The sequence below is a fragment of the Undibacterium sp. SXout7W genome (assembly GCF_049339385.1).
Lineage (GTDB): Bacteria > Pseudomonadota > Gammaproteobacteria > Burkholderiales > Burkholderiaceae_D > Undibacterium.
Map to the genome: position 1 here is coordinate 43,923 of NZ_JBMPPF010000016.1, position 22,749 is coordinate 66,671.

A 22,749-nucleotide genomic window follows, 5' to 3' on the forward strand; every position below is an offset into this window, starting at 1 on the left:
CAAATCTACTATTCAAGACGGGGACAGACGAACCCGGTTATCAATACGTAAAGCACCGTTCTGCCCCCCCGCCAATGCCATTTCCACCACCACGTCCAGCACATCACTACGGTAGGTGATCGCACGCAACAACATCGGCAAGCTGATGCCGGCAATGATGGCAACCTTGTCAGGATCAGCGAGCTGGCGGCAACAATTGGAAGGCGTGCCGCCCATCACATCGGTGATCACCAGAACGCCAGAACCATCGTCGAGGCGCAATACTGCTTCGCGTGCGAGACGGTTCACTTCTTCGATATTCTGATCAGCGACAACGTCAATCGCTTCCAGACGTTCCGGCATACCGCGAAATACATGAGCGGCTGCCTGCAGAAATGCGGCACCCAGAGGCGCATGGGTCATCAAAAGTATACCAACCATAATCACTCACATTTGGGGGAGTATGTCTGCAAATCAACTCACTCCCACGTATTTTAATAGTGCGCTCTAACATACTCCCAGTGAGTATATTATTGACCTGCCAACGCCGTTTCGAGGGCATCAATCAGCATGCCGGCAACATTAACACCTGTCTGCGCAGTAATTTCCTGGAAGCAGGTCGGGCTGGTGACATTGACTTCCGTCAGATAACTGCCAATCACGTCTAATCCTACCAGCAACAAGCCTCTTTGATAAAGCTGCGGTGCCAAAGTCTGTGCAATCTCAAGATCCCGCGCAGACAATGGTTGCGCCACGCCGACACCACCAGCCGCCAGATTGCCACGGACTTCGCCGTTTTGCGGAATACGTGCCAATGCAAATGGTACGACCTTGCCGCCAATCAGCAAAATGCGTTTGTCGCCGTGCACGATGTCTGGAATATAGCGCTGAACCATGATCGTGCGACGACCGTTATCCGTCAGTGTCTCAATCACCGATCCGAGGTTCATGCCATCTTCCCGGATACGGAAAATGCCCATACCCCCCATGCCATCCAGAGGTTTGAGGATAATATCCTGATGCTGTTGATGAAATGCGCGTATCCGCTGTTCGTTACGCGTCACAAGTGTGGGCGCGGTGAACTGGCTGAACTGGGCAATCGTCAGTTTTTCATTATGATTGCGGATAGCGGCTGGTTTGTTGAAGACCCGCGCGCCCTGCTGTTCTGCCATTTCCAGCAAATAAGTCGCGTAGATGTATTCCATGTCAAACGGCGGGTCTTTGCGCTGCAAGACGGCATCAAAGTCGCTCAAAGGCACGGAAACCGGCGCATCTGCCCGATACCAGTCCGTACTGTCTCCAGTCAGATTAATCTTACTGATACTGGCAATGACCTGACCATTGTCCAACGCCAGATCATCCGGACCAAAAGCAAAAATCTGGTATCCCCGACGATGAGCTTCCACCATCATGGCATACGTGGAATCTTTGTAGGTCTTGAACTCGGATAAAGGGTCAGTCAGAAAAGCGATTTTCATAAGCTCACTCAACAAAAAAGGATGACGGCATGGTTCATAACAACAGAGTAATCAGCAATCCACGACAAACCGTGATGAGCCGTGTTGGGCCTTGACGGGCCAATCATGAAGCAATCAGAGGGCAATATCAGCTCCATCAACGCCATCGCAGCCCGACGACAAGTTAATAAATTTCCGGGTTGGGATCTGTTTTTTCCAGTTCCAGCGACGCTGCCAGCAAGGCCAGTCGCGCTACCACACCATACATGTAAAACCGGTTAGGTGCTGCCGTGCCGGGTTTGGCACGCATATCAGGAACTGCGTGCTGCTGCGCAAACGCCAGCGGCACAAAATGCATGCCCGGAGAATTCAGATTTTCGTCCACCCCACGGTCTTCATGCACGCGGTAAAAGCCGCCCACCACATAGCGATCGATCATATACACCACCGGCTCAGCAACCGATTCACTGATCTGCTCGAACGTGTACACGCCTTCCTGCACGATCACGTCATTGACTTCGACGCCATCTTTAATCACCGACATCTTGTTACGCTGCTTGCGGTTCAGGTCACGGACTTCGTCGGAATGATGCACCGTCATAATCCCCATCCCATACGTACCGGCATCCGCCTTCACGATAACGAAAGGCTTTTCCTTGATGCCATATTCTTTGTACTTTTTACGGATTTTGGCAAGAATGGTATCAATCGCCGCGGCCAGTGCATCTTCACCGGTTCCGTCATGAAAATTCACGCCATTCACCTTAGTGAAAAACGGATTCAGCATCCACGGATCGATATCGACCAGCTTAGAGAATTTTTTCACGACCTCATCATATGTCGAGAAATGGTTGCTCTTTCGACGCATGGCCCAGCCGGCGTGCAATGGTGGCAACAAGGTTTGCTCGTTGATATTTTCCAGAATCTCAGGAATGCCAGCCGACAGATCATTGTTCAGCAAAATCGTACAAGGATCAAAATTCTTCAACCCGAGACGGCGGCCATTCGGCGAACGCACTAAAGGCTCCAGAATCAGTTGTGTGCCATCCGGTAAATCAATCGGCGTTGGTTCTTTGATATCTTCGCATAAGGAACCCAGCCGGACATTCAGCCCGGTCTGACGGAAAATCTGCATCATGCGCGCCACGTTTTGCAGATAAAACGTATTGCGGGTATGGCTTTCCGGAATCAACAACAGATTTTTAGCATCAGGGCAATATTTTTCGATGGCAGCCATCGCCGCCTGTACCGCCAGCGGGAGCATTTCTGATGCCAGATTATTAAAGCCGCCCGGAAATAAATTGGTATCGACCGGTGCCAGCTTGAAACCGGCATTGCGTAAATCAACAGAGCAATAAAATGGCGGCGTGTGCTCCTGCCATTCCAGCCGGAACCAGCGCTCAATGGCGGGAGTGGCTTCCAGTATTTTTTTTTCGAGATCGAGCAAAGGCCCGTTCAGGGCGGTGACGAGATGCGGAACCATATTGACCTTTTTGATGAGCTGCCTGCGCAGCCAGGTTTTTTAGTCTCTAGTAGCCAAAAAACCTGACACTACAACCTGATACCTTCTTAGGACTGACGCAAAATTGTTCCAGCAAGGCATGGCGACGAAGGCAGTACGTGCTTGTACGACGAGGAGCCATAACGCTGCTGGGGCAGTTTTGCGTAAGTCCTACTTCTATCGATATCTGCTTTCTGCGCTTTTCATGGCCTTACTAGCTTGGGACGAAACCGCCAGAATCAAGGATATCTGGCAACGAACCTGTTGGCCATCACCAGATCAGTGTGATTAGTCAGATTTACCCAACAGATTAAAATGCTCAACGACAGGTGCCGCCGCAAAAAACGGACCGACAATCGCACGCCACTCCAAAAAGGCAGGAGATTCACGGAAATCTACGGTGTGATTTTCTAAGGTTTCCCAGAAAATCATTAATACATAACGCTCTGGCGATTCAATGCCTTTATTAACTTTATAACCACGAAAACCAGTCGCTTTCGCGATCACTTCGTTCAGGCCACGTTCGATGGCGACATCAAATTCTGCTTGTTTACCTGGCTGGATACGGATATCGGCGAGTTCAAGGATCATGTTTTACTCTCTGCGGGATAAAAAATTGGTCAAAACAGAATTATCGCACCGATCAGACCATTTCCCTGTCACTCAGTTCTTTTTTCAGATAAGCATAAAAGACTGGTGCCGCCACCACGCCAGGCAGACCGAACAACGTTTCCATCACCAGTATGGCGGTCAGCAATTCCCAGGCGCGGGCATTGATTTCAGCACCGATGATACGTGCGTTGAGGAAATATTCTGCCTTGTGTATCACCACCATGAATACCAATGACGCAAACGCTACATTCAATGAATAAGACAGCCCGACAATCACAATAACTGCGTTGGACAGAATATTCCCGACCACAGGAATCAAACCGGCAAGGAAAGTAATCGCGATCATCGTCTTGATCAGCGGCAGATGAATACCGGCCAAAGGCAAGACCAGCATCAAGAAGATGCCGGTCAATATCGTATTGATGGCAGAAATCCGGACCTGAGCAAAAACGATTTTACGAAACACCTGGCTCAGATTGGCAACTCGTTGCTGCAACGCAGCCGCCAGTGGCCGTATATTGTGGCTGCCGCTGGCGTCCCGTAAAGCCACCATACTGCCGATGATCATACCCAGCAACAGATGCACCAGCACATGTCCTGCTTCGGGCACCAGCAACTTTGCCTCGCTGGCATGCTCCCTGAGCCAATGAATAATCATAACTTGCAAAGAATCGACGTCTTCAGGAAGGTTAGTGCTTACCCACAAAGGTAATTGTGTCCGCGATGTCTCTATAATATCTGCCAGTTTTTGTAACAGGTTATGCAGATTCCCTGCATCACTGCGCAAAAAAGCATGGATCGCCCAGATGGTTGCCATCAGGCCCAGAATCAGTAACGATGACAACAGGGCAACGGCAATCATGCGCGGCTGACGGTGGCTGAATCTGCGGGCAATCGCGGGCGCCATCAGGTGAATCAGCGCATACATCAGCAAACCCGAAAACAACGCCACCAGCAAACCCATCTTCAGGACCAGTAACAAAGAAATAGCGGCAAAACCGTAAGATACCCAAATTACCGGCGTCACTTTACCCCCTGCCATCGAACCGGCGCTCATGCTGACAACCCGCTCATGCCCGCAATCGCTGTGAGCAACAAGCCCACAGCAGCGACCAATGCCACCATAAAACCAGGACCACGAGAAGCAGGATCGCGCAGATAGGCCAGCGCATACATCACACGGCCAATGACCCAGACTGCTCCACCAACAGCAGCCAGCTTATCTCCGGCCCAAAGCGCACAGAGCAACAACGATGGAAGGAAAAACAGCATTTGCTCCACCGTATTGGCCTGCACCCGCAATGCACACAGAAATTCTGGTGGACCATCGACTGCCGGTGCTGTCACCTGATAGCGCTGGCGCGCCATCGCGACGGTATAGGTATTCCAGAAATACATCACCATCACTGCAACGCAGACCCACGATGTCCAGACATAGTGCATAACATCTCCTTGAAGAGCAGAATTCATTCATTAGCGAAACGACATGATAGCAAAAGAGTATGTATGTCCCATGACTTGCTGATCACAGTGCGTCGCCAGAAAAAAAAGAGGGAGGATCACCAGACCTACATGGTCATGAAGAACATTTAAACAAGAAATACAACTTGAAACAGACTATTACAATTTGCTGTCGGCTTTTTCCTATACTCAAGCGTTGAATACAGACTATCAGACAAGAGGTAAAAAATGACACACACACTGAAAAAACTTTCCATTGCAGCATCCTTTCTGGGATTGGCTATCGGTGCTGGCAGCGCATACGCAGCCGACTTTGATGATTTTGCCCGCGTCATCAGCGTCACACCTCAGGTTGAGCAAGTGAATGTTCCTCGTCAGGAGTGCCGCACCGAATATGAAACCAGCCAGCGCCAGTATCAGCGTCAGCCAGAGCGCAGTGCCGGTGGCTCTATCATTGGCGGTATCGCCGGTGGCTTGCTCGGCAGCCAGGTGGGTGGTGGTAATGGCCGCATTGCAGCCGCTGCCGCAGGCGCTTTAACCGGTGCAATCGTCGGCGACAGAGTGGATAACAATGGTAATGGCAATAACCAGCCGCAACCGACCTACGAAAGCCGTCCTGTTCGTCAGTGCAGAAATGTCGATAACTGGGAAACCCGTAACAATGGCTTTGCAGTTACCTATGAATATCACAACCGTACCTACACGACTGTCATGCCATACGATCCAGGTTCACGCCTGCGTCTGCATGTCACACTGACACCACGTCCTTGATCTAAAACAGTTTTTCTCCCCTATCATGCCGCTTTATGCGGCATTTTTTTCGGCATTTTTATACATAAAACAACTGATCGACTACTGCTTTAGGGCGTTGTCGGCGCTATAGTGTCAGTTTATGTTACAGAGATGCCAATTCAGTGTAATTTAGATGGGGGAACAATAGGTTTATAGTATTATCTTGCGGCAACTTAATCGCTCACGCTCCGTCTATTCTCCATGCAAAAATTGTTTAAAAAATACGGTCTGCTGGTTTGGCTCTCTCTGATACTGATTGCCGGTTTTGTCTTTACTGCCGTTGCTGCGTACGTGGTGTCACGCGACACCATACAACAAAGTTTTTCTGAACAAACACTGCCTCTGACGGGTGATAACATCTATTCTGAAATCCAGAAAGATATCCTGCGACCGGTATTTGTCGCCTCCCAAATGGCGCATGACACCTTTGTGCGAGACTGGATGATCAATGGTGAAGAAGATAAAGATCAGATTGTCAAATATCTTAAAGAAATCAAATCTAAAAACAACGCGATTTCCAGTTTTCTGGTATCCAATCAGACACAAAATTATTACCACGCCGACGGCGTGTTAAAGAGCATCAAAGAAACCGAAGCGCGCGATCAATGGTTTTATCGCGTCAAAAATCTGAAAGCCGCTTACGAAACCAATGTCGATATCGACATGGCGAATCGTGACACCATGACTATCTTCGTCAATTACCGCGTACTGGATTACAACGGTCAGTTTATCGGCGCAACCGGTATAGGCCTGACTCTCGATACCATGAAACATCTGATCGACAACTATCAGACACGTTTTCACCGCAATATTTATTTTGTAGATACCAAAGGCAATATTGCGCTGGCAGGTACCAGCAAAAAAATCCGCAACAATATCAACGAAATACCGGGCATCAGCAGTATCGCCCCACAAATTCTGGCGAATCGCAAAAGCGAATCAGTACATCTGGAATACAAAACAGACACAGAACCAACGCTGGTCAATTCCCGCTTTATTCCTGAACTTGGCTGGCACCTGCTCGTCGAGCAGGATTTGAGTTCGGACATGAAGCCTTTACAGAATGTATTCGCCATCAATCTGGGTATTGGCGGCGGCGTTATGCTGGTGGTACTGATCATTTTGTGTTTCTCGGTCCATCGCTACCAGACCCGACTGGAAAAATCTGCCTCCACTGATACCCTGACCGGTCTGCTGAACCGTCAGGCATTTGATTTTGTGTTTCAGCAAGCCTTGCTGGACGGCGAACGTTCGCGTCAACCTATGTGCGTCGTATTGCTTGATATTGATTTTTTCAAGAAGGTCAATGACAAACTCGGACATCTGGTAGGAGATCATGTATTGAAAGAAATTGCCATGATCAGCAAACGCTCCCTGCGGGAGAGTGACATTATCTGCCGTTGGGGTGGAGAGGAATTTCTGATACTACTGAAAAACTGTACGCTGGAAAAAGCAACGGCGATTGCAGAAAATTTACGCAACACCATTGCCAACAATGATTTTTCCCGCACCACCGATCTGACCAAAACGCGTCTGGCAATTACGGTCAGCATGGGCGTAGCGCAATGCAAGGATAAAGAAACCGAAGACAGCGTGTTTGAACGCGCCGATCTGGCCTTATATCAAGCCAAGGCCAATGGCCGCAACAGCGTATATTTTTCTGAATAATCAGGCGCACAACAAATAAGAACATACCGAAGACACTATAAACAGTCTGATCATCTGCAGACAACATTCGCTGCAAGCCCGGTATTCGTTTGACTACGGACACTCAACAAACAATGGCCTGATCCTGATAACAACGTCAGGGTCAGGCCATTTTATATGTTGATGTGGATGTTGAGGTGCGGCTCATCGTCAAACGCTTCCGCGACCGCGGATGCAGAAGTGCGACATGTGGTTACCTGAAGACGCATCGCTATTACTGCTTGTCGGCATTGGTATTAGCATTGGTATTTTCGCTTGCGCTGATGCCTTCAACGCCTTCACTGCAGCGTACTACCCTGCGCTGTCCAGTGCTGCCTTGCGCGCTGCCAAGGCGATGGTGGGTGGCATCATTGCGGCATAGACATCTCCGGCATCAGCATTCCATTGCGCCACCGTCCGCTGCTGCTGATGTACCGTGTCCATATCCCCTCGTGCAATAGGGCCCGTCAATGCGCGCGCAGTTCCCATCGTCAAGGCATTTTCCAGACTTTGTCTTGCCAATGGTGCTGCCATCGCCAGCGCAATGTCTTCCGGAATACCGGCAGCCTGGTAAGCATGCAATGCAATATCGATCAGGCTGACCAGATAATTACTCGCAAACACCGAACCTGCATGATAGAGCAACTTGCTCTCTGCACTGATCTGTACCGTCTTTGCACCTATCGCCTGCAATGCAGGAATCAACACAGCCAACGCCCGGGCATCACCTTCCACGCTGCAAATCGTTCCGGCAAACTGCTCTGCTGATTGCTGAACATCGGCAAAACTACGCACTGGATGCACACTGGCAACTGCGGCACCGGCTCGTATTGCAGATTGCAATATCGTTGATGGTTTTGCACCGCTGCAATGAAATACGATGCTATGGGCATTCAGTTTTCCGGTCAACGCATCGCCAGCAGAAACAATCTGATCATCCGGTACGCTCAGCATCCAGATATCGGAAGCATCCATCTGCACACGATCAGCCACCACCTGCCCTGCACCGATAAAATCTACCGCTGCCTGCGCACTGGAGATAGAACGGTTGCAGATTTGCGATGGCATCCATACCTGATGCTGGCGCAGTAGTCGTGCCAGCACCTGACCGACCTTACCGGCACCGATTGTATTCAACAGCAACATAGAATTCGTCACATTCATACGTTGCCCTCATCGGGGAAGCGACGCAAACCTTCCAGATTCAGGATGGTGATGCCGCCATAGTCCACCGTCAGCAGTTTTTTCTTTTCCAGTAATTGCAACGCCTGATTGGCGCGCTGACGAGAGACACTGGAAATATAACCAATTTCTTCCTGAGACAACTGCAACTGCATACTGCTGCCCGGATTCAGATAAGGATGAAACATCGCCGCCAGACAACGTGCGACACGAGTATCCGGGTCAAGCATACGATCATATTCCACCAGCGAAATAAACAAGCTCAGACGCTCGTTGAGTTGCTGCAACAAGAAACGATTGAACGGAATACTATTGTCCAGCAAAAAATTAAAAGTGCTACGCGACATGAATGCAACGCGGGTATCACGCAAGGCAACTACATCGTAGCGTCGCGGCTCTGTCTTCAACAACGATCCTTCGCCAAACCAGCCTCCGGCGAGCATACAGCTGAACGTGACCGTCTTGCCTTCAGGAGAAATACTGCTCATCTTCAGAAAGCCCTCAATCACACCCATCCAGTGATCGACAGGATCACCCTTGCGGCAGACATAGCTGCCGGCAGGGACAAAGCGTTCTATCACTTCCTCTTCCACCCGCTGCATATGCTCAGGTGAGAGCATGCTGGCCCACATGGTTTTAGCAAATCGTTGTTTTGGGTCGCTGTTTGTTTTTGTCATATTTGTGCAACGCACCACCGATAGTTGATTCATTCTTCGAGATTGTCTGTCGGATGACAGCGACAGCTTTTTGGACGGTCTACTATCCAATCCATAAAAAAGAAATACGGAGACATTGTAAGCGAGGTTGCCCGCTGAGGATACGACTGCACATACGGTAACAGTCAAACTCTTCCAGCGTGATATCCCTCGCAAACAACAGTCTCCAGCCAATTTTCAGATCCGGTCTTGCAGTAAGTATTACGTAAGACATGGTGAGGAAACTCGGATGAAAAAAATACGCCCCAAACGGCAATGGTGGAGACCATGATAAACAAAGACACAGCGAACACAACGTTCCCGAGACTGTTGCTACAGCACGGGAAAACACGCCCACAACACCCGGCTTTCCGCGAGAAGGATCTGGGCATCTGGCAGACATGGAACTGGCAACAGGTCAACGAAGAAGTCCGTGCATTGGCCTGTGGGCTGGCAGCACAAGGATTTCAACGTGGCATGCATCTGGCCATCATCGGCGATAACCGCCCACGACTTTACTGGGCAATGGCCGCAGCCCAATGTCTGGGCGGCATTCCGGTACCGTTGTATCAGGATGCGCCGGCAGCAGATATGGCTTATGTTCTCGAAAATGCGGAAATCGTCTTTGCAGTCGTCGAAGATCAGGAGCAGGTAGACAAACTGCTGGAAATCAAACAGCACTACGCAGGCGTTGAGCATATTACGTTTGATGATGATCGCGGCATGCGGCATTACCACCAGCCTGAGCTGACCTCCTATGCAGCCTTGCAGGAAATCGGTCGTGCCTATGACAAGGCACATCCGGATTTCTTCATGCAGCAGGTAGAACTGGGGCAGGCAGATGATGTTGCCGTGATGCTTTACACCTCCGGAACGACAGGCAAACCCAAGGGTGTCTGCCAGACACATCACTCGTTTATGTCGGCAGCGCATGGCGGCGCTGGCTTCGACAAACTCAGCGAACACGAAGATATCCTGTCTTACCTGCCAATGGCATGGGTCGGCGATCATCTGTTTTCTTTTGCACAGGCATTGGCTGCGGGCTTTACCGTCAATTGCCCTGAGTCCGGTGAAACCGTCCTGACGGATTTGCGCGAGATTGGCCCTACTTATTATTTCGCACCGCCACGGGTCTTCGAAAACATGCTGACGACAGTCATGATCCGCATGGAAGATGCCGGTGCAGTCAAACGCAAATTGTTTGCGTATTACATGGATCTCGCACGCCGCGTCGGTGCCGATATTCTGGACGGAAAACCAGTATCAGCAATCGACCGCCTCCGCTATGCGATGGGCAATGTCCTGATTTATGGTCCGCTGAAAAACGTACTCGGCCTCTCACGTGTCCGCGTCGCCTACACTGCGGGCGCCGCGATCGGGCCTGATCTGTTCCGTTTTTATCGCTCTATCGGCGTCAACCTGAAGCAACTGTACGGCGCAACCGAAACCTGCGCCTATGTCTGTCTGCAACCGGATGGTCATATTAAATTCGACAGTGTTGGCAAAGCTGCGCCAGGGGTTGAAGTCAAACTCGCCGACAACGGCGAGGTTCTGGTGAAATCCGGCGCCATGCTCAAAGGCTATTACAAACGCCCGGACGCTACAGCCGAAGTGATGGATGCTGAAGGCTATTTTCATACAGGCGACGCCGGTATTTTTGATACCGAAGGTCATCTGAAAATCATCGATCGGGCAGCCGATGTCGGCAAGCTGAACAACGGCGACATGTTTGCGCCTAACTACATCGAAAACAAACTCAAGTTTTTTCCGTTCATCAAAGAAGCGGTGGCCTTCGGACACAACCGCGATATGGTCTGCGCGTTCATCAATATCGATATGGAAGCAGTCGGTAACTGGTCCGAGCGACGCGGTATCGCCTATTCCGGCTACACCGACCTGGCCGCAAAGCCGGAAACCTATCAACTGATCATGTCCTGCGTTGAAAAAGTCAACGCCGACCTCGCTTCCGAAGCGCTGATGTCCGGTACTCAGATTCACCGTTTCCTGGTGCTGCATAAAGAGCTTGATCCTGATGACGACGAACTGACACGCACACGCAAAGTCCGCCGTAATTTCATTTCACAAAAATATGCCGTGCTGATTGACGCACTGTATTCCGGCAAGCGTTCACAATTTATTGAAACGCAGGTGAAATTTGAAGACGGCCGCCAAGGCAAAGTCAGTGCTGATCTGCATATCAGCGACGTCACAACATTCGCTGCCCAGCAGCAAGCGGCATAAGGAATAAGTTCATGGCAGATAACAGAAAAATCGGTGATGTGATTGTCGATCTGAAAAACATCTCCCTGTCCTTTGGTGGAGTGAAGGCACTGACGAATATTTCTTTCAACGTGAAAGAACATGAAATTCGCGCCATCATCGGTCCCAACGGCGCAGGCAAAAGCTCGATGTTGAATGTGATCAACGGTGTGTATCGCCCACAGCAAGGCGACATCATTTACCGTGGTCAGCACCGTAAAGACATGAATACCTATGCTGCAGCAAAAACCGGTATTGCCAGAACGTTTCAGAATATCGCCCTGTTCAAAGGTATGTCGGTACTCGACAACATCATGACAGGCCGTAATCTGAAAATGCATAGCAACTTTCTGATGCAAGCGTTGTACTGGGGCCCTGCACAAAAAGAGGAAATTGCCCATCGTGAAAAGGTGGAAGAAATTATCGATTTCCTCGAAATTCAGCATATCCGCAAAGTGCCTGTCGGTCGCCTTTCTTACGGTCTGCAAAAACGGGTTGAATTAGGTCGGGCGTTGGCAGCAGAACCAGAAATTCTGTTACTCGATGAACCAATGGCCGGTATGAATGTAGAAGAAAAACAGGATATGAGTCGCTTCATTCTGGACGTGAACGATCAGCTGGGCACCACCATTGTGCTGATTGAACATGATATGGGCGTGGTGATGGATATTTCTGATCGCGTCGTCGTACTTGATTACGGCAAAAAAATTGGTGATGGCACACCAGCCGAAGTGCTGGCGAATCAGGAAGTCATCAACGCCTATCTGGGCGTCGCCAACTAGACCGATCTATTACAGGATGACATGACATGAATATCAGTTTTTTCCTTGAAGTTTTTATTGGCGGCCTGTTGTCCGGCGTTATGTATGCGCTGGTGGCACTCGGCTTTGTGCTGATTTACAAAGCGTCTGGTGTATTCAATTTTGCGCAGGGGGCAATGGTGTTTTTCGCCGCTCTCACCTGCGTCGGTTTATCTGAGCAATTTAATCTCTCGCTGTGGCTGGCAATTCCATTGACGATGGTTGTTATGATTATTCTGGGTCTGGCGATTGAAAGAGTGGTGTTGCGCCCTTTGGTCAACCAACCTGAAATCACCCTGTTCATGGCCACCATAGGACTGACCTTTTTTATCGAAGGCCTGGCGCAATTACTCTGGGGTTCACAGCCACACAAACTGAGTTTGCCGATTGAAGATGTACCCATCGAATTTTTAATGGAAAAATTCAACATCATCGTTTCTCAGTTTGACGTGATTGCCGCATTCATCTGTGCGTTACTGGTCACTGGTCTGGCATTGTTATTTTCCAAAACCAAGATTGGCCGCGCTTTACGCGCCGTAGCGGACGATCATCAGGCAGCATTGGCCGTCGGAATTCCGCTGCAACAAATCTGGGGCATCGTCTGGGCAGTTGCCGGTTTTGTGGCACTGGTCGCCGGGTTGCTGTGGGGTGCGCGTAATGGTGTTCAGTTTGCGTTGACGTTTGTTGCACTGAAAGCTCTGCCAGTACTGATTCTGGGTGGATTCACCTCGGTTCCGGGAGCGATTGTCGGTGGCCTGATTATCGGTGCATCAGAAAAACTCGCCGAAGTCTACATCGGCCCTATGGTTGGCGGAGGCATAGAAGGCTGGTTCCCGTATGTACTGGCGCTGCTGTTCCTGCTGGTACGCCCCGAAGGTCTGTTTGGAGAAAAAATTATCCGCAGGATCTGAAACCAGTATCCCAACTATAACAATCTCAATCGACTCATATCCATGCAGACCGCGACAGCCACATCATTGTTACGTCGCATGGATACCGCGGAAACCATCTCAGAGGTGAACCATGTTTTATCGTGAAGCAGGTCAGTTTAAAACCAGCTATCAGGCTGACAACCAGATTTTCCCTATCCGGCAAGATAGAATCGGCATCGCTGTCGTCTTGTTACTTGCATTTTTTGGCGTGCCATTACTGGCCTCCGACTATGCTTTTTCTGCCATTTTTATTCCTTTCCTGATTTTTTCGCTGGCTGCATTAGGACTCAATATCCTGACTGGTTATGCCGGACAGTTATCTCTGGGTTCTGCCGCATTCATGGCGGTCGGCGCGTTCGCGTCCTACAATTTCATGCTGCGCATTCCAGGCATGCCACTGTTACTGGCATTTGTTCTGGGCGGATTATCTGCTGCTGCAGTCGGCATTGCTTTTGGTTTGCCATCGCTCAGAATCCGCGGTTTTTATCTGGCAGCGGCGACACTCGCGACACAGTTTTTTGTCGTCTGGTGCCTGACAAAAATCCAGTGGTTTACCAATTACAGTTCTTCCGGTGTCATTACTGCGCAAGAAATGGTCATTCTCGGCATGAGCTTTAACACACCAGTGAAGAAATACCTGCTGACGCTGATCGTTGTCTGCGTGCTGTCGGTACTGGCAAAAAATATGATCCGCTCCAATGTGGGCCGCTCCTGGATGGCAGTGCGCGATATGGACGTGGCGGCTGAAGTGATCGGATTCCGTCTGATGCGGACCAAATTACTGGCATTTGCGGTGTCCTCATTCTATTGCGGGATTGCAGGTGCCTTGTATGCCTATGCGTATCTCGGAACGGTAGAGCCGGAAGCGTATAACCTGGATCTGTCTTTCCGTATTCTGTTCATGATTATCATCGGCGGTGTGGGATCGGTACTGGGTTCTTTTCTGGGTTCGGCATTCATTATTCTGTTGCCGGTCGTACTGAATCTGATCGCACATGGCTTGTCACTGCCTACCAACATTGCATCCAATCTGGAGCTGATGGTATTCGGTGCGCTGATTATCTTTTTCCTGATCGTAGAGCCACATGGTCTGGCACGTTTATGGCAAATCGCTAAGGAAAAATTACGTTTGTGGCCGTTCCCGCATTGATCACCACAATATGATCGAAAACCATAATAAAGACGCTTCGACATCATTTCAGAAGTTCCGGTCAGAAAGCGTTCGTAGTACCTATCCAATCAACAGGAGACAACATGAAATTGCTTAAATCTATATTGTTAGGAACCGCGATTCTTGGCGCAGTCAGTGCTGCACAAGCAGAAGATCAATTTATCCCGGTCCTGTCTTACCGCGTTGGCCCTTATGCCGCTGGCGGCTCCGGCTTTTTTGGCGGATCGATCGATTACTTCAATCTGGTCAATGCCAAGGGCGGGCTGAACGGTGTCAAGATCGCGTGGGAAGAATGCGAAACTGAATACAATGCATCACGCGGCGTTGAATGCTATGAACGTCTGAAAAAATCCAAGGGCGGTGCATCGTTGGTAGAGCCACTCTCGACGGGTATTGCCTATGGCATTCTGGATCGCGTTGCTGAAGACAAAATACCGATGACAACGCTCGGCTATGGACGCTCGGATGCGGCGAATGGCAAAGTGTTTCCCTACATTTTTCCGCTGATCACCAGTTACTGGAATCAGGCGGCAGCAATGACCAAATATCTCGGTGATAAAGTCGGCGGCATGGACAAGCTGAAAGGCAAAAAAATCGTGCACCTGTATCACGATTCCGCTTTCGGTAAAGAACCTATTCCGGTGCTGGATGCGCAGGCGAAACAATATGGCTTTGAACTGATCAAAATTCCTGTCGCTCATCCGGGCAATGAACAGCAATCACAATGGTTGCAAATCCGTCAGGCCAATCCTGATTACGTCATTCTCTGGGGCTGGGGTGTCATGAATGCGGTAGCGATCAAGACAGCGCAGCGTAATGGCTTTCCAAGGGAAAAAATGCTGGGCGTCTGGTGGGCGGGTTCAGAAGAGGACGTGATCCCGGCTGGTGATGCAGCCAAAGGCTACACCACGATGACGTTTAATACACCAGGTAACTATCCTGTGCTCGATGAAATTCGCAGCAAAGTCTATAGCGCTGGCAAAGGCAATCTGAGCGACAAATCACGCATCGGTTCTGTGTATCACATGCGTGGTGTGACTGCCGCGATCCTGTGGACAGAAGCGGTCTTGAAAGCGCAGGAAAAATACGGCAAAGGCAAGCTGATGACGGCTGAACAGATTCGCTGGGGTTTTGAAAATCTGAATGTCGACGAAGCTCGTCAGAAAGCACTCGGTGCGCTTGGCATGTTCCCGCCAGTCAAAACCAGTTGCGAAGATCATGAAGGTTCCGGTGCCGTCAAAGTTCAGCAATGGACAGGCGATAAATGGAAAGCCATTACACCGAACTGGATTACCGGCGACAAGGCATTGACGCGCACCATGTTGGAAGAATCTTCCAACAAGTACGCAGCTGAGAAAAAAATCACGCCTGCCTGCCTGAAGTAAAACCCGGAAGTCACTGACATCTTCCGAACGAAACAGAAGCGCTGTAATCATGATCTCCATCACTGGTTTCAGGCTTCTGTTGCAACAGCTACCTGCCCTATAAAGCATACGCCATCATGAGCAATCAATTACTCACGCCGGATAACGCCATCAGCAACCCCGCTTATCTCAGCGTCAATAATATCGAAGTGATTTACGACCATGTCATTCTGGTATTGAAAGGGATTTCACTGCAAGTACCGCAAGGGAAAATCGTCGCCCTGCTGGGTGCCAACGGTGCCGGTAAATCCACGACACTCAAAGCTATTTCAACCTTGTTGAAAAATGAGCGCGGTGATATCACCAAAGGCGACATCACGTTTCAAGGGCAACGCGTGGATCACCTTACACCGAATGAACTTGTCAAACGCGGTTTGTCACAAGTCATGGAAGGTCGCCATTGCTTTGGCCATCTGACGGTTGAAGAAAATCTGCTGACCGGTGCTTATACCCGCAAATTGTCACGCAGTGAACTCAAGGAAGCACTGGAAAAGGTCTATCACTATTTTCCACGTCTGCGCGAGCGTCGCAACTCCCAGGCTGGTTACACCTCAGGCGGTGAGCAGCAAATGTGTGCTATCGGCCGCGCCCTGATGGCAAAGCCTTCAATGATCCTGCTGGACGAGCCATCGATGGGTATCGCACCGCAATTGGTGGAAGAGATTTTTGAAATTGTCAAAAGCCTCAATACACAGGAAAACGTCTCGTTCCTGCTGGCAGAACAAAATACCAACACGGCTTTGCGATATGCAGACTTTGGCTACATTCTGGAGAACGGGCGCGTTGTGATGGAAGGAGATGCAAAAGATCTCAGTAGCAATGAAGACGTCAAGGAATTTTATCTGGGCGTTTCCGGAACCGGACGCAAGAGTTTCCGTGACATGAAATTTTATCGTCGCCGCAAACGCTGGCTGGCGTAAAGCCTGCCTGTCGCAGTATTTTTTGTAATGACACTGACCAACATTATTTGAAGAGAACAGAGCCATGACTGACTATCTGGACGCACTGGAAACCCGTAGTCCGCAAAGCCGTGAATCAGCACTGATGGAGCGCTTGCCAGCACTGATCGCATTGGCGCAAACAGCACCCGGATGGGCGACGATTTTGCAAGGTGTGACTGCTGGTGACATCTGTCGTCGCAGTGCGCTGGCACAACTACCCGTCACACGTAAATCGGATCTGAAAGATTTACAGAGAGGCCATCTGCCTTTTGGTGGGTTAACGGCAACGGATACGCGCAAATTGGGCCGCATCTTTATGTCGCCCGGCCCCATTTTTGATCCCGAAGGGCGTAGTCCTGACTGGTGGCGTTTTGCGCGCCCCATGCATGCGATCGGCTTGCGACATGGTGATCTGATACAAAACTGTTTTTCCTACCACTTCACACCGGCGGCCTTCATGGTGGAAAGTGCCGCCGCGCGTTTGGGTTGCGCCGTCATTCCGGCAGGAATAGGACAAACGGAAATGCAAGTGCAGGCAATGGCTGAACTGCGTCCGGATGCGTATATCGGGACACCGAGCTTTTTAAAAATCATCATCGAAAAAGCACTGGAAATGGGTGCCGATATTTCCAGTGTACAAAAGGCGATTGTCGGTGCAGAAGCGCTACCACCTTCGCTGCGCAAATGGCTGCAAGATCATGGTGTGGCAACCGTATTACAAATTTATGCGACGGCTGACATCGGCAATATCGCCTATGAAACCAGTACGGATGGCCAGCTCAACCCCGGTATGGTGCTGGATGAAGAATTGATTCTGGAAATTGTACGACCCGGTACCGGAGATCTGGTCAGTGAAGGCGAAGTCGGCGAAGTCGTGATTACCTCATTCAATCAGGACTATCCCTTGATACGTTTCGGTACAGGCGATATGTCAGCAGTCTTGCCAGGAATTTCACCTTGCGGGCGCACCAATCAACGCATCAAAGGATGGATGGGACGTGCTGATCAAACCACGAAGGTCAAGGGTATGTTTGTACATCCTTCGCAAGTGGCAGAAGTGGTAAAACGCCACCCGCAGATTCAAAAAGCCAGACTGGTCGTGACTGGTGAAATGGCCAACGATACGATGTGTCTGCATTGCGAAACGGATGCACCCGATGACACGCTGAAAGCACTGATCATCACCAGCCTGCGCGATATCACCAAGCTGCGCGGCGACGCAGTGTTTGTTGCAACGGGCAGCTTGCCCAATGATGGAAAAGTGATTGATGATGCACGTAAATATGAATAATGTGACCCGTTACTTTTTTGCCACGGTTCATCATGGATGACGCATCACTTATTCATTACTGATTACTGATTAGTCATTCATGGACACATCGTTGAAACTGGTTTCAATCGAAATATGAAGTGGCGCTACAAAAAAAAATCACTATAGAACTGTCCAAAGCAGACATTTTCATGTTGTACCTTTAAGCGCGGAGCTAACAGCTTCGCGCTTTTTTATCACTCAACAATAGTCTCTCCCGCGTAACTATGTATCACGGGTTCAACGTGTTCTCAGTTGCGTCAAACTGCGTCAACTTATTTCAAGTTACTTCTATCAATTTTTGTCGTTTTAAACCTCAGATTACCAGCGACGCCAGTGACGTGGGCCATAGCCATAGTAACCCCAGGACGGCGCAACGATAACGGGTACGGCGGGTACGACAACCCTTGGGCCATATGGCTGTTCATACACGGCACAGCCAGTGCTGCCGAGAATGGCGACAGCGGACAATGCCATTAATACACCTCGAAAAATACGCATGATCAACTCCAGTCAACAAGACATCGTGAATGATGTCGTTGATGTGTTAACCCCTGACATGGAAAATAGTTGACCACAATCTTGTAAGCATTAGTGACATGCTTGTTACATTCTTTGATCCATTATTTTTTAGATGTTTTGCAAATATAAATGCAAACACTTGTTACTCGTTGCAGAAACCCTTACTCCTGCTGTTGCCATTTAAATTGACATAGAGTAATGTCGTTCCTACTTAGGATATTGTGCCTTGGTGAGTTTTGTCTTGTAGCGAATCCGTATTTGACACGGATCAGATACCAGACATAACTCAAAAATATAATAAGAACTAACGCAAAATCGCCCCAGCAGCGTTATGGCTTCTTGTCGTACAGTCTACTGTCTTTGTCGCCATGATGTCAGGGTTTCAGGCAACATGTTGCCTGCTGGCGAACCGAACATCGCTGACAAGTGATGTTTCCCAAAGAACAGGAAGCTTGTTTCGCCTTGCTGAGACATTTTGCGTAGGTTCTGATAACGATATAAATCACATCACTTTGGAGACAAATCACATGCGTCAACTATTTAAATTATTTTCCCTTGCACTGTTCTCTTTTTTTCTAGGCCAATCCGCCATCGCTGCTGAGCGTGGCACAGCGCAGGAAGCTGAAGCGATGGTTAAAAAAGCTGCCGCCTATATCAAAGCAAATGGCCAGGAAAAAGCTATCGCTGAATTCAATAATCCCAAAGGAGCGTTTATCGATCGTGACTTGTATATCTGGGTCGCTGAAGCTAATGGCAAAGCGATTGCTCATGGTGCAAATCAGCGTTTGGTTGGTAAAGATCTGCGCACCTTGCGCGATGTCGATAACAAAGCATTCATTGAAGACATCATTAATGTCGCCAATAGCAAAGGTAAGGGCTGGGTAGACTACAAATGGCCAAATCCAACTACAAAAGCGATCGAACACAAATCGACGTATTTTGAAAAATCCGGCGAGCTGATCATTGCTTGCGGTATCTACAAATAAATTAACTGCTCAATAAAAAAACCTGCTGGTGTCATACCGGCAGGTTTTTTTTATGGTGAGACATAAACTGCTTCCGTGTAAGCTGCTTTCCTGCATGTGTGTAGTGCGTATCTGCCAGCCTTTCTCGGAATGACAGGCAGATCAGCAATACCTGACAACCACTTTCATCTTTTTACCGTCAGCGCTTTACTGTCGACGATACAACATCACTCAACAACATCAGCGCACGCTACTCACTTCAGATGCACTTAGTTTGATTCCTTGATCAGGCGACCGGAATTTTTTTGTATCGGACGTGCATTCATTGGATACAAGCGGCTGAAAATGGCTAACTGATCAGGTGAAATTTCTATTGGCTCTTTCATGACCAACCACAAAACGCCCTCGGTACATGGCGGTGTAGTCAGCGAACCCATGTAAGTGTAGTAGTCACGTTTGACGGGCAGAATCTGGTTCATATCCATGGTTGTCAGCGGCTGCACGGGTTCGTTTTTTTCTAATGGCAGGTTGTTCCAGACATGCTGCACCAGACTATGTGCTTTGCCACGCTCAATCAATACGGCGACCACCGCCAATTTGCCATCAGCATCTTTGTGCACCAGATGCGCCACCATTTCAAAACTCTTACCATTCACACGCTCTTCCGAGGGTTTATGGAAATGAAATTGCACCAGCTCGTAGTTGTGTCCCAACACATTGATGTAGTTACCCGAACCGATATTGACCTGTATCGTATGACCGTTATCGACCACCGTAAAACGAGAGGGACTGTAATCAAACGTAATCGGATCAAGATCGACGCGGATGCCATCACGGATATCAATCGGTGACTGGCGTTCGCCCATATCGCATTTGGCATTCGCTGTATTAAGCTTACCCCAGTTCAAAGGTCCGCCTTCCCCCTGGTAACTCCAGTGTACAGCGCCGTGTCCGCCCATTGCAGCAGTCAGGCTGGCCGCTGAAGCGGCGCCGTGTTCTGCTGCTTCTGCCTTGGCTTTGGAGGTCTCCACTTTTTTGGCAGGTGGCACATACAGCTGACTGCGCACCACGGGACGTGGCGCACTCTTGGCTGCGGCATCTTCTTTTTCCTTGCGAATAACTGCCAGACGATCAGCAATACGAGCCGCCAGTTCATCGGCAGCCAGCGCCTCTTTGGCGGATTCTTTCGCAGCGTCCTTGGATTCCTTACCTGATTTTCGCTCTTCCTTGGAAGACGATACGGATGCGGAGCTCTCTTTGGCAGGCTTAATCGGCTTCGAGGACGGTCCATCATTTGCCTGGGCAGACATGGCCAACAGCAGAGACAATAATAAGGCAGGATAGCGGCGCATAATCGGATATGAGAAGGAGGTGGATAGTCCGGTTACGGCGTTCTGCCTTTAAACTTGAATCTCTGTGGCAATTTTCGCTTAGAACGTGTTCACGATCTGTAGCGAGAGGGAGTCAGTGGGTGCTCAACAGCGCGGAAACACCGGAGTGTACTTCAGTACATGAGGATGTTGAGCACTGTTGAGTGCCCAATCACGCCCTTGCAGTAAGATCGTGAACACGTTCTTACACCAACGGCGGAACGCCCTCCAGAATAAACAAGCGACCGATGGAATGTTGCTGACGTATCGCTTTAGCTTTGCTGTATTCCACCGAGTCATACCAGTGTTGTGCCTGTGCCAGCGTTGGAAATTCGACGATCACTGTGCGCCAGGCATCATGATGCGATGCGTCCCCCCCTTCCTTCTGCAAACGCAACCCACCACGTGCCAGGAACTGGCCACCATACTGCTCGACACTCGCTGTCGATAAGGGGCGGTAATCTGCGTATCCTTCCGCATTTGTGATTTGAATTTCTGCAACAACGTAGGCTTTTGGCATGATGTTCTCTTGTCTGCTGAATTGCGCTGGATAGCGATAAAAAAATAAGGGTACCCGATTCATCAATCAGATACCCTTATTGTAGAGGTAGACCGCTTACTGAGTTTGCTTATTCAGGTGAATGACTGAGGCTGACTGCCCGCCGACACCAGAAAATGATGACCCCGTGCGGATCAGCCCAGTACACGTGCTTTGGCCGCCTCATATTCAGCGGTCAGGCGGGCAACGATCTCTGCCACTGCTGGTGCATCTTCCATCAGTCCAACGCCCTGACCTGCGCCCCAGATATCACGCCAGGCTTTGGCTTTGCTGGAGCTGCCGGAGCCGAAGTTCATCTGTGATTTATCGGCAACAGGCAGATTGTCAGGATCAAGTCCGGCAGCGACGATGGATTTTTTGAGGTAATTGCCATGAACGCCCGTAAACAAATTGGTGTAGACGATATCGGCAGCGGTCGATTCAATAATCGTCTGGCGATAGCCATCTTCTACATTCGATTCCTTCGATGCCAGCCAGCGTGAGCCTATGTAGGCAAAATCCGCCCCCATTGCCTGCGCAGCCAGAATCGCATCACCTGTCGCAATCGAACCTGACAGGGCAATCGGGCCCTTAAAGAATTTGCGCACCTCACCAACCAGCGCGAATGGCGATAACCCGCCAGCATGGCCACCAGCGCCGGCAGCGACCAGAATCAGGCCGTCCACACCGGCTTCCAGCGCTTTTTGTGCATGACGGATAGAAATCACATCATGCAGAACAATGCCGCCATAGCTGTGAATGGCATCCAGCATTTCTTTCGGTGGCGCACGCAATGACGAGATGATGATAGGAATTCGATGCTTGACACAGACTTCTACGTCATGCGCCAGACGGTCATTGGACTGGTGCACGATCTGGTTGACGGCGATCGGCCCGATAATCGCCTCCGGATTGGCGGCTTTGTACTCAGCCAGTTCTGCCTGCAAATCCGTCAGCCAGGTATCGAGCAATTCCGCCGGACGCGCATTGAGCGCGGGAAACGAGCCGACGATACCCGCTTTGCATTGCGCTGCCACCAACTGCGGGCCGCTGGCGATAAACATCGGGGAAGCAATAACAGGTAAGGCGAGGTGCTGCAATGCGACTGGCAGATGTGACGTATTGGCCATAATGTCTCTCTCAGGTTTATTTG

At 49.9% G+C, this 22,749-nt stretch carries 22 protein-coding genes; 10 read left to right on the forward strand and 12 right to left on the reverse strand.

The genetic code is table 11. The features are described 5' to 3' along the window. Positions 1-12 precede the first annotated feature (12 nt). The 6 genes from ACO0LB_RS14830 to ACO0LB_RS14855 all read right to left on the reverse strand — a co-directional run bounded on the left by ACO0LB_RS14830 (position 13) and on the right by ACO0LB_RS14855 (position 4,992). Positions 13-420 carry a PTS sugar transporter subunit IIA gene (locus ACO0LB_RS14830; protein WP_423050378.1) on the reverse strand — a complete coding sequence of 136 codons (408 nt, stop codon included), beginning with the start codon at positions 418-420 and terminating at the stop codon, positions 13-15. 89 nt (positions 421-509) lie between these two features. Continuing rightward, on the reverse strand, positions 510-1,457 hold the full coding sequence (gene gshB, locus ACO0LB_RS14835; protein ID WP_423050380.1) for a glutathione synthase: 948 nt from the start codon (positions 1,455-1,457) through the stop codon (positions 510-512). 163 nt (positions 1,458-1,620) lie between these two features. Next, positions 1,621-2,919, reverse strand: coding sequence for a glutamate--cysteine ligase (gshA, locus tag ACO0LB_RS14840; protein WP_423050382.1), 1,299 nt, complete (start codon positions 2,917-2,919; stop codon positions 1,621-1,623). 306 nt (positions 2,920-3,225) lie between these two features. Next, positions 3,226-3,528, reverse strand: a complete 303-nt coding sequence (locus ACO0LB_RS14845; protein WP_423050391.1) for an antibiotic biosynthesis monooxygenase family protein — start codon at positions 3,526-3,528, stop codon at positions 3,226-3,228. 52 nt (positions 3,529-3,580) lie between these two features. Further along, on the reverse strand, positions 3,581-4,606 hold the full coding sequence (locus ACO0LB_RS14850; protein WP_423050393.1) for an AI-2E family transporter: 1,026 nt from the start codon (positions 4,604-4,606) through the stop codon (positions 3,581-3,583). Then, a complete protein-coding gene (locus tag ACO0LB_RS14855; RefSeq protein WP_423050395.1) occupies positions 4,603-4,992 on the reverse strand; it encodes an MAPEG family protein in 390 nt (129 codons plus the stop codon). Before ACO0LB_RS14855 ends, ACO0LB_RS14850 begins: the two co-directional genes overlap by 4 nt. A gap of 246 nt (positions 4,993-5,238) precedes the next feature. Here ACO0LB_RS14855 and ACO0LB_RS14860 point away from each other — a divergent pair, with 246 nt between their 5' ends. Beyond that, the gene (locus ACO0LB_RS14860) at positions 5,239-5,781 is read left to right on the forward strand and encodes a glycine zipper 2TM domain-containing protein (protein ID WP_423050397.1); all 543 of its coding nucleotides are present in this window, start codon (positions 5,239-5,241) and stop codon (positions 5,779-5,781) included. Between the two features lie 222 nt (positions 5,782-6,003). Beyond that, complete coding sequence (locus ACO0LB_RS14865; protein ID WP_423050399.1) at positions 6,004-7,470, forward strand: sensor domain-containing diguanylate cyclase; 1,467 nt, start codon at positions 6,004-6,006, stop codon at positions 7,468-7,470. A gap of 330 nt (positions 7,471-7,800) precedes the next feature. Here the strand turns inward: ACO0LB_RS14865 and ACO0LB_RS14870 are convergent, their stop codons facing one another. Both ACO0LB_RS14870 and ACO0LB_RS14875 read right to left on the reverse strand, forming a co-directional pair. After that, positions 7,801-8,652, reverse strand: coding sequence for a Rossmann-like and DUF2520 domain-containing protein (locus ACO0LB_RS14870; RefSeq protein ID WP_423050401.1), 852 nt, complete (start codon positions 8,650-8,652; stop codon positions 7,801-7,803). Beyond that, complete coding sequence (locus ACO0LB_RS14875; protein ID WP_423050403.1) at positions 8,649-9,347, reverse strand: Crp/Fnr family transcriptional regulator; 699 nt, start codon at positions 9,345-9,347, stop codon at positions 8,649-8,651. Before ACO0LB_RS14875 ends, ACO0LB_RS14870 begins: the two co-directional genes overlap by 4 nt. Positions 9,348-9,641: 294 nt before the next feature. Between ACO0LB_RS14875 and ACO0LB_RS14880 the strand changes: the two genes are divergently transcribed. From ACO0LB_RS14880 to ACO0LB_RS14910, 7 genes are all read left to right on the forward strand, one after another. Continuing rightward, entirely contained in the window at positions 9,642-11,606 is a 1,965-nt protein-coding gene (locus ACO0LB_RS14880) for an AMP-dependent synthetase/ligase (protein WP_423050405.1), read from the forward strand. Between the two features lie 11 nt (positions 11,607-11,617). Then, positions 11,618-12,406: an ABC transporter ATP-binding protein gene (locus ACO0LB_RS14885; RefSeq protein ID WP_423050407.1), complete on the forward strand. Its 789-nt coding sequence runs from the start codon at positions 11,618-11,620 to the stop codon at positions 12,404-12,406. Positions 12,407-12,438: 32 nt separating this feature from the next. Next, positions 12,439-13,335: a branched-chain amino acid ABC transporter permease gene (locus tag ACO0LB_RS14890; protein ID WP_423050541.1), complete on the forward strand. Its 897-nt coding sequence runs from the start codon at positions 12,439-12,441 to the stop codon at positions 13,333-13,335. 112 nt (positions 13,336-13,447) lie between these two features. Continuing rightward, positions 13,448-14,506, forward strand: coding sequence for a branched-chain amino acid ABC transporter permease (locus ACO0LB_RS14895; protein ID WP_423050409.1), 1,059 nt, complete (start codon positions 13,448-13,450; stop codon positions 14,504-14,506). A 104-nt stretch (positions 14,507-14,610) separates the two neighbouring features. Then, a complete protein-coding gene (locus tag ACO0LB_RS14900; RefSeq protein ID WP_423050411.1) occupies positions 14,611-15,912 on the forward strand; it encodes an ABC transporter substrate-binding protein in 1,302 nt (433 codons plus the stop codon). A gap of 116 nt (positions 15,913-16,028) precedes the next feature. Continuing rightward, the gene (locus ACO0LB_RS14905; protein WP_423050413.1) at positions 16,029-16,871 is read left to right on the forward strand and encodes an ABC transporter ATP-binding protein; all 843 of its coding nucleotides are present in this window, start codon (positions 16,029-16,031) and stop codon (positions 16,869-16,871) included. Positions 16,872-16,935: 64 nt separating this feature from the next. Then, positions 16,936-18,183: a phenylacetate--CoA ligase family protein gene (locus ACO0LB_RS14910; RefSeq protein ID WP_423050415.1), complete on the forward strand. Its 1,248-nt coding sequence runs from the start codon at positions 16,936-16,938 to the stop codon at positions 18,181-18,183. A 339-nt stretch (positions 18,184-18,522) separates the two neighbouring features. Here the strand turns inward: ACO0LB_RS14910 and ACO0LB_RS14915 are convergent, their stop codons facing one another. Continuing rightward, positions 18,523-18,702, reverse strand: a complete 180-nt coding sequence (locus ACO0LB_RS14915) for a hypothetical protein (RefSeq protein WP_423050417.1) — start codon at positions 18,700-18,702, stop codon at positions 18,523-18,525. A 548-nt stretch (positions 18,703-19,250) separates the two neighbouring features. Between ACO0LB_RS14915 and ACO0LB_RS14920 the strand changes: the two genes are divergently transcribed. Beyond that, positions 19,251-19,709: a cache domain-containing protein gene (locus tag ACO0LB_RS14920; protein WP_423050419.1), complete on the forward strand. Its 459-nt coding sequence runs from the start codon at positions 19,251-19,253 to the stop codon at positions 19,707-19,709. 248 nt (positions 19,710-19,957) lie between these two features. Here the strand turns inward: ACO0LB_RS14920 and ACO0LB_RS14925 are convergent, their stop codons facing one another. From ACO0LB_RS14925 to ACO0LB_RS14935, 3 genes are all read right to left on the reverse strand, one after another. Further along, the gene (locus tag ACO0LB_RS14925; RefSeq protein WP_423050421.1) at positions 19,958-21,040 is read right to left on the reverse strand and encodes a carbonic anhydrase; all 1,083 of its coding nucleotides are present in this window, start codon (positions 21,038-21,040) and stop codon (positions 19,958-19,960) included. A gap of 223 nt (positions 21,041-21,263) precedes the next feature. Beyond that, positions 21,264-21,578 carry a DUF1330 domain-containing protein gene (locus ACO0LB_RS14930; protein WP_423050423.1) on the reverse strand — a complete coding sequence of 105 codons (315 nt, stop codon included), beginning with the start codon at positions 21,576-21,578 and terminating at the stop codon, positions 21,264-21,266. A gap of 173 nt (positions 21,579-21,751) precedes the next feature. Then, positions 21,752-22,726: an NAD(P)H-dependent flavin oxidoreductase gene (locus ACO0LB_RS14935; protein ID WP_423050425.1), complete on the reverse strand. Its 975-nt coding sequence runs from the start codon at positions 22,724-22,726 to the stop codon at positions 21,752-21,754. Positions 22,727-22,749: the final 23 nt, after the last annotated feature.

What these genes read in the sequence shown, in the direction of transcription:
- ACO0LB_RS14900 (WP_423050411.1), top strand. Translation starts at nt 14,611, where the DNA reads ATGAAATTGCTTAAATCTATATTGTTAGGAACCGCGATTCTTGGCGCA.
- ACO0LB_RS14910 (WP_423050415.1), top strand. Translation starts at nt 16,936, where the DNA reads ATGACTGACTATCTGGACGCACTGGAAACCCGTAGTCCGCAAAGCCGT.
- gshB (WP_423050380.1), bottom strand. Translation starts at nt 1,457, where the DNA reads ATGAAAATCGCTTTTCTGACTGACCCTTTATCCGAGTTCAAGACCTAC.
- ACO0LB_RS14930 (WP_423050423.1), bottom strand. Translation starts at nt 21,578, where the DNA reads ATGCCAAAAGCCTACGTTGTTGCAGAAATTCAAATCACAAATGCGGAA.
- ACO0LB_RS14935 (WP_423050425.1), bottom strand. Translation starts at nt 22,726, where the DNA reads ATGGCCAATACGTCACATCTGCCAGTCGCATTGCAGCACCTCGCCTTA.
- ACO0LB_RS14875 (WP_423050403.1), bottom strand. Translation starts at nt 9,347, where the DNA reads ATGACAAAAACAAACAGCGACCCAAAACAACGATTTGCTAAAACCATG.
- ACO0LB_RS14885 (WP_423050407.1), top strand. Translation starts at nt 11,618, where the DNA reads ATGGCAGATAACAGAAAAATCGGTGATGTGATTGTCGATCTGAAAAAC.
- ACO0LB_RS14920 (WP_423050419.1), top strand. Translation starts at nt 19,251, where the DNA reads ATGCGTCAACTATTTAAATTATTTTCCCTTGCACTGTTCTCTTTTTTT.
- ACO0LB_RS14860 (WP_423050397.1), top strand. Translation starts at nt 5,239, where the DNA reads ATGACACACACACTGAAAAAACTTTCCATTGCAGCATCCTTTCTGGGA.
- gshA (WP_423050382.1), bottom strand. Translation starts at nt 2,919, where the DNA reads ATGGTTCCGCATCTCGTCACCGCCCTGAACGGGCCTTTGCTCGATCTC.
- ACO0LB_RS14915 (WP_423050417.1), bottom strand. Translation starts at nt 18,702, where the DNA reads ATGCGTATTTTTCGAGGTGTATTAATGGCATTGTCCGCTGTCGCCATT.
- ACO0LB_RS14830 (WP_423050378.1), bottom strand. Translation starts at nt 420, where the DNA reads ATGGTTGGTATACTTTTGATGACCCATGCGCCTCTGGGTGCCGCATTT.
- ACO0LB_RS14895 (WP_423050409.1), top strand. Translation starts at nt 13,448, where the DNA reads ATGTTTTATCGTGAAGCAGGTCAGTTTAAAACCAGCTATCAGGCTGAC.
- ACO0LB_RS14925 (WP_423050421.1), bottom strand. Translation starts at nt 21,040, where the DNA reads ATGCGCCGCTATCCTGCCTTATTATTGTCTCTGCTGTTGGCCATGTCT.
- ACO0LB_RS14865 (WP_423050399.1), top strand. Translation starts at nt 6,004, where the DNA reads ATGCAAAAATTGTTTAAAAAATACGGTCTGCTGGTTTGGCTCTCTCTG.
- ACO0LB_RS14855 (WP_423050395.1), bottom strand. Translation starts at nt 4,992, where the DNA reads ATGCACTATGTCTGGACATCGTGGGTCTGCGTTGCAGTGATGGTGATG.
- ACO0LB_RS14880 (WP_423050405.1), top strand. Translation starts at nt 9,642, where the DNA reads ATGGTGGAGACCATGATAAACAAAGACACAGCGAACACAACGTTCCCG.
- ACO0LB_RS14850 (WP_423050393.1), bottom strand. Translation starts at nt 4,606, where the DNA reads ATGAGCGCCGGTTCGATGGCAGGGGGTAAAGTGACGCCGGTAATTTGG.
- ACO0LB_RS14845 (WP_423050391.1), bottom strand. Translation starts at nt 3,528, where the DNA reads ATGATCCTTGAACTCGCCGATATCCGTATCCAGCCAGGTAAACAAGCA.
- ACO0LB_RS14905 (WP_423050413.1), top strand. Translation starts at nt 16,029, where the DNA reads ATGAGCAATCAATTACTCACGCCGGATAACGCCATCAGCAACCCCGCT.
- ACO0LB_RS14870 (WP_423050401.1), bottom strand. Translation starts at nt 8,652, where the DNA reads ATGAATGTGACGAATTCTATGTTGCTGTTGAATACAATCGGTGCCGGT.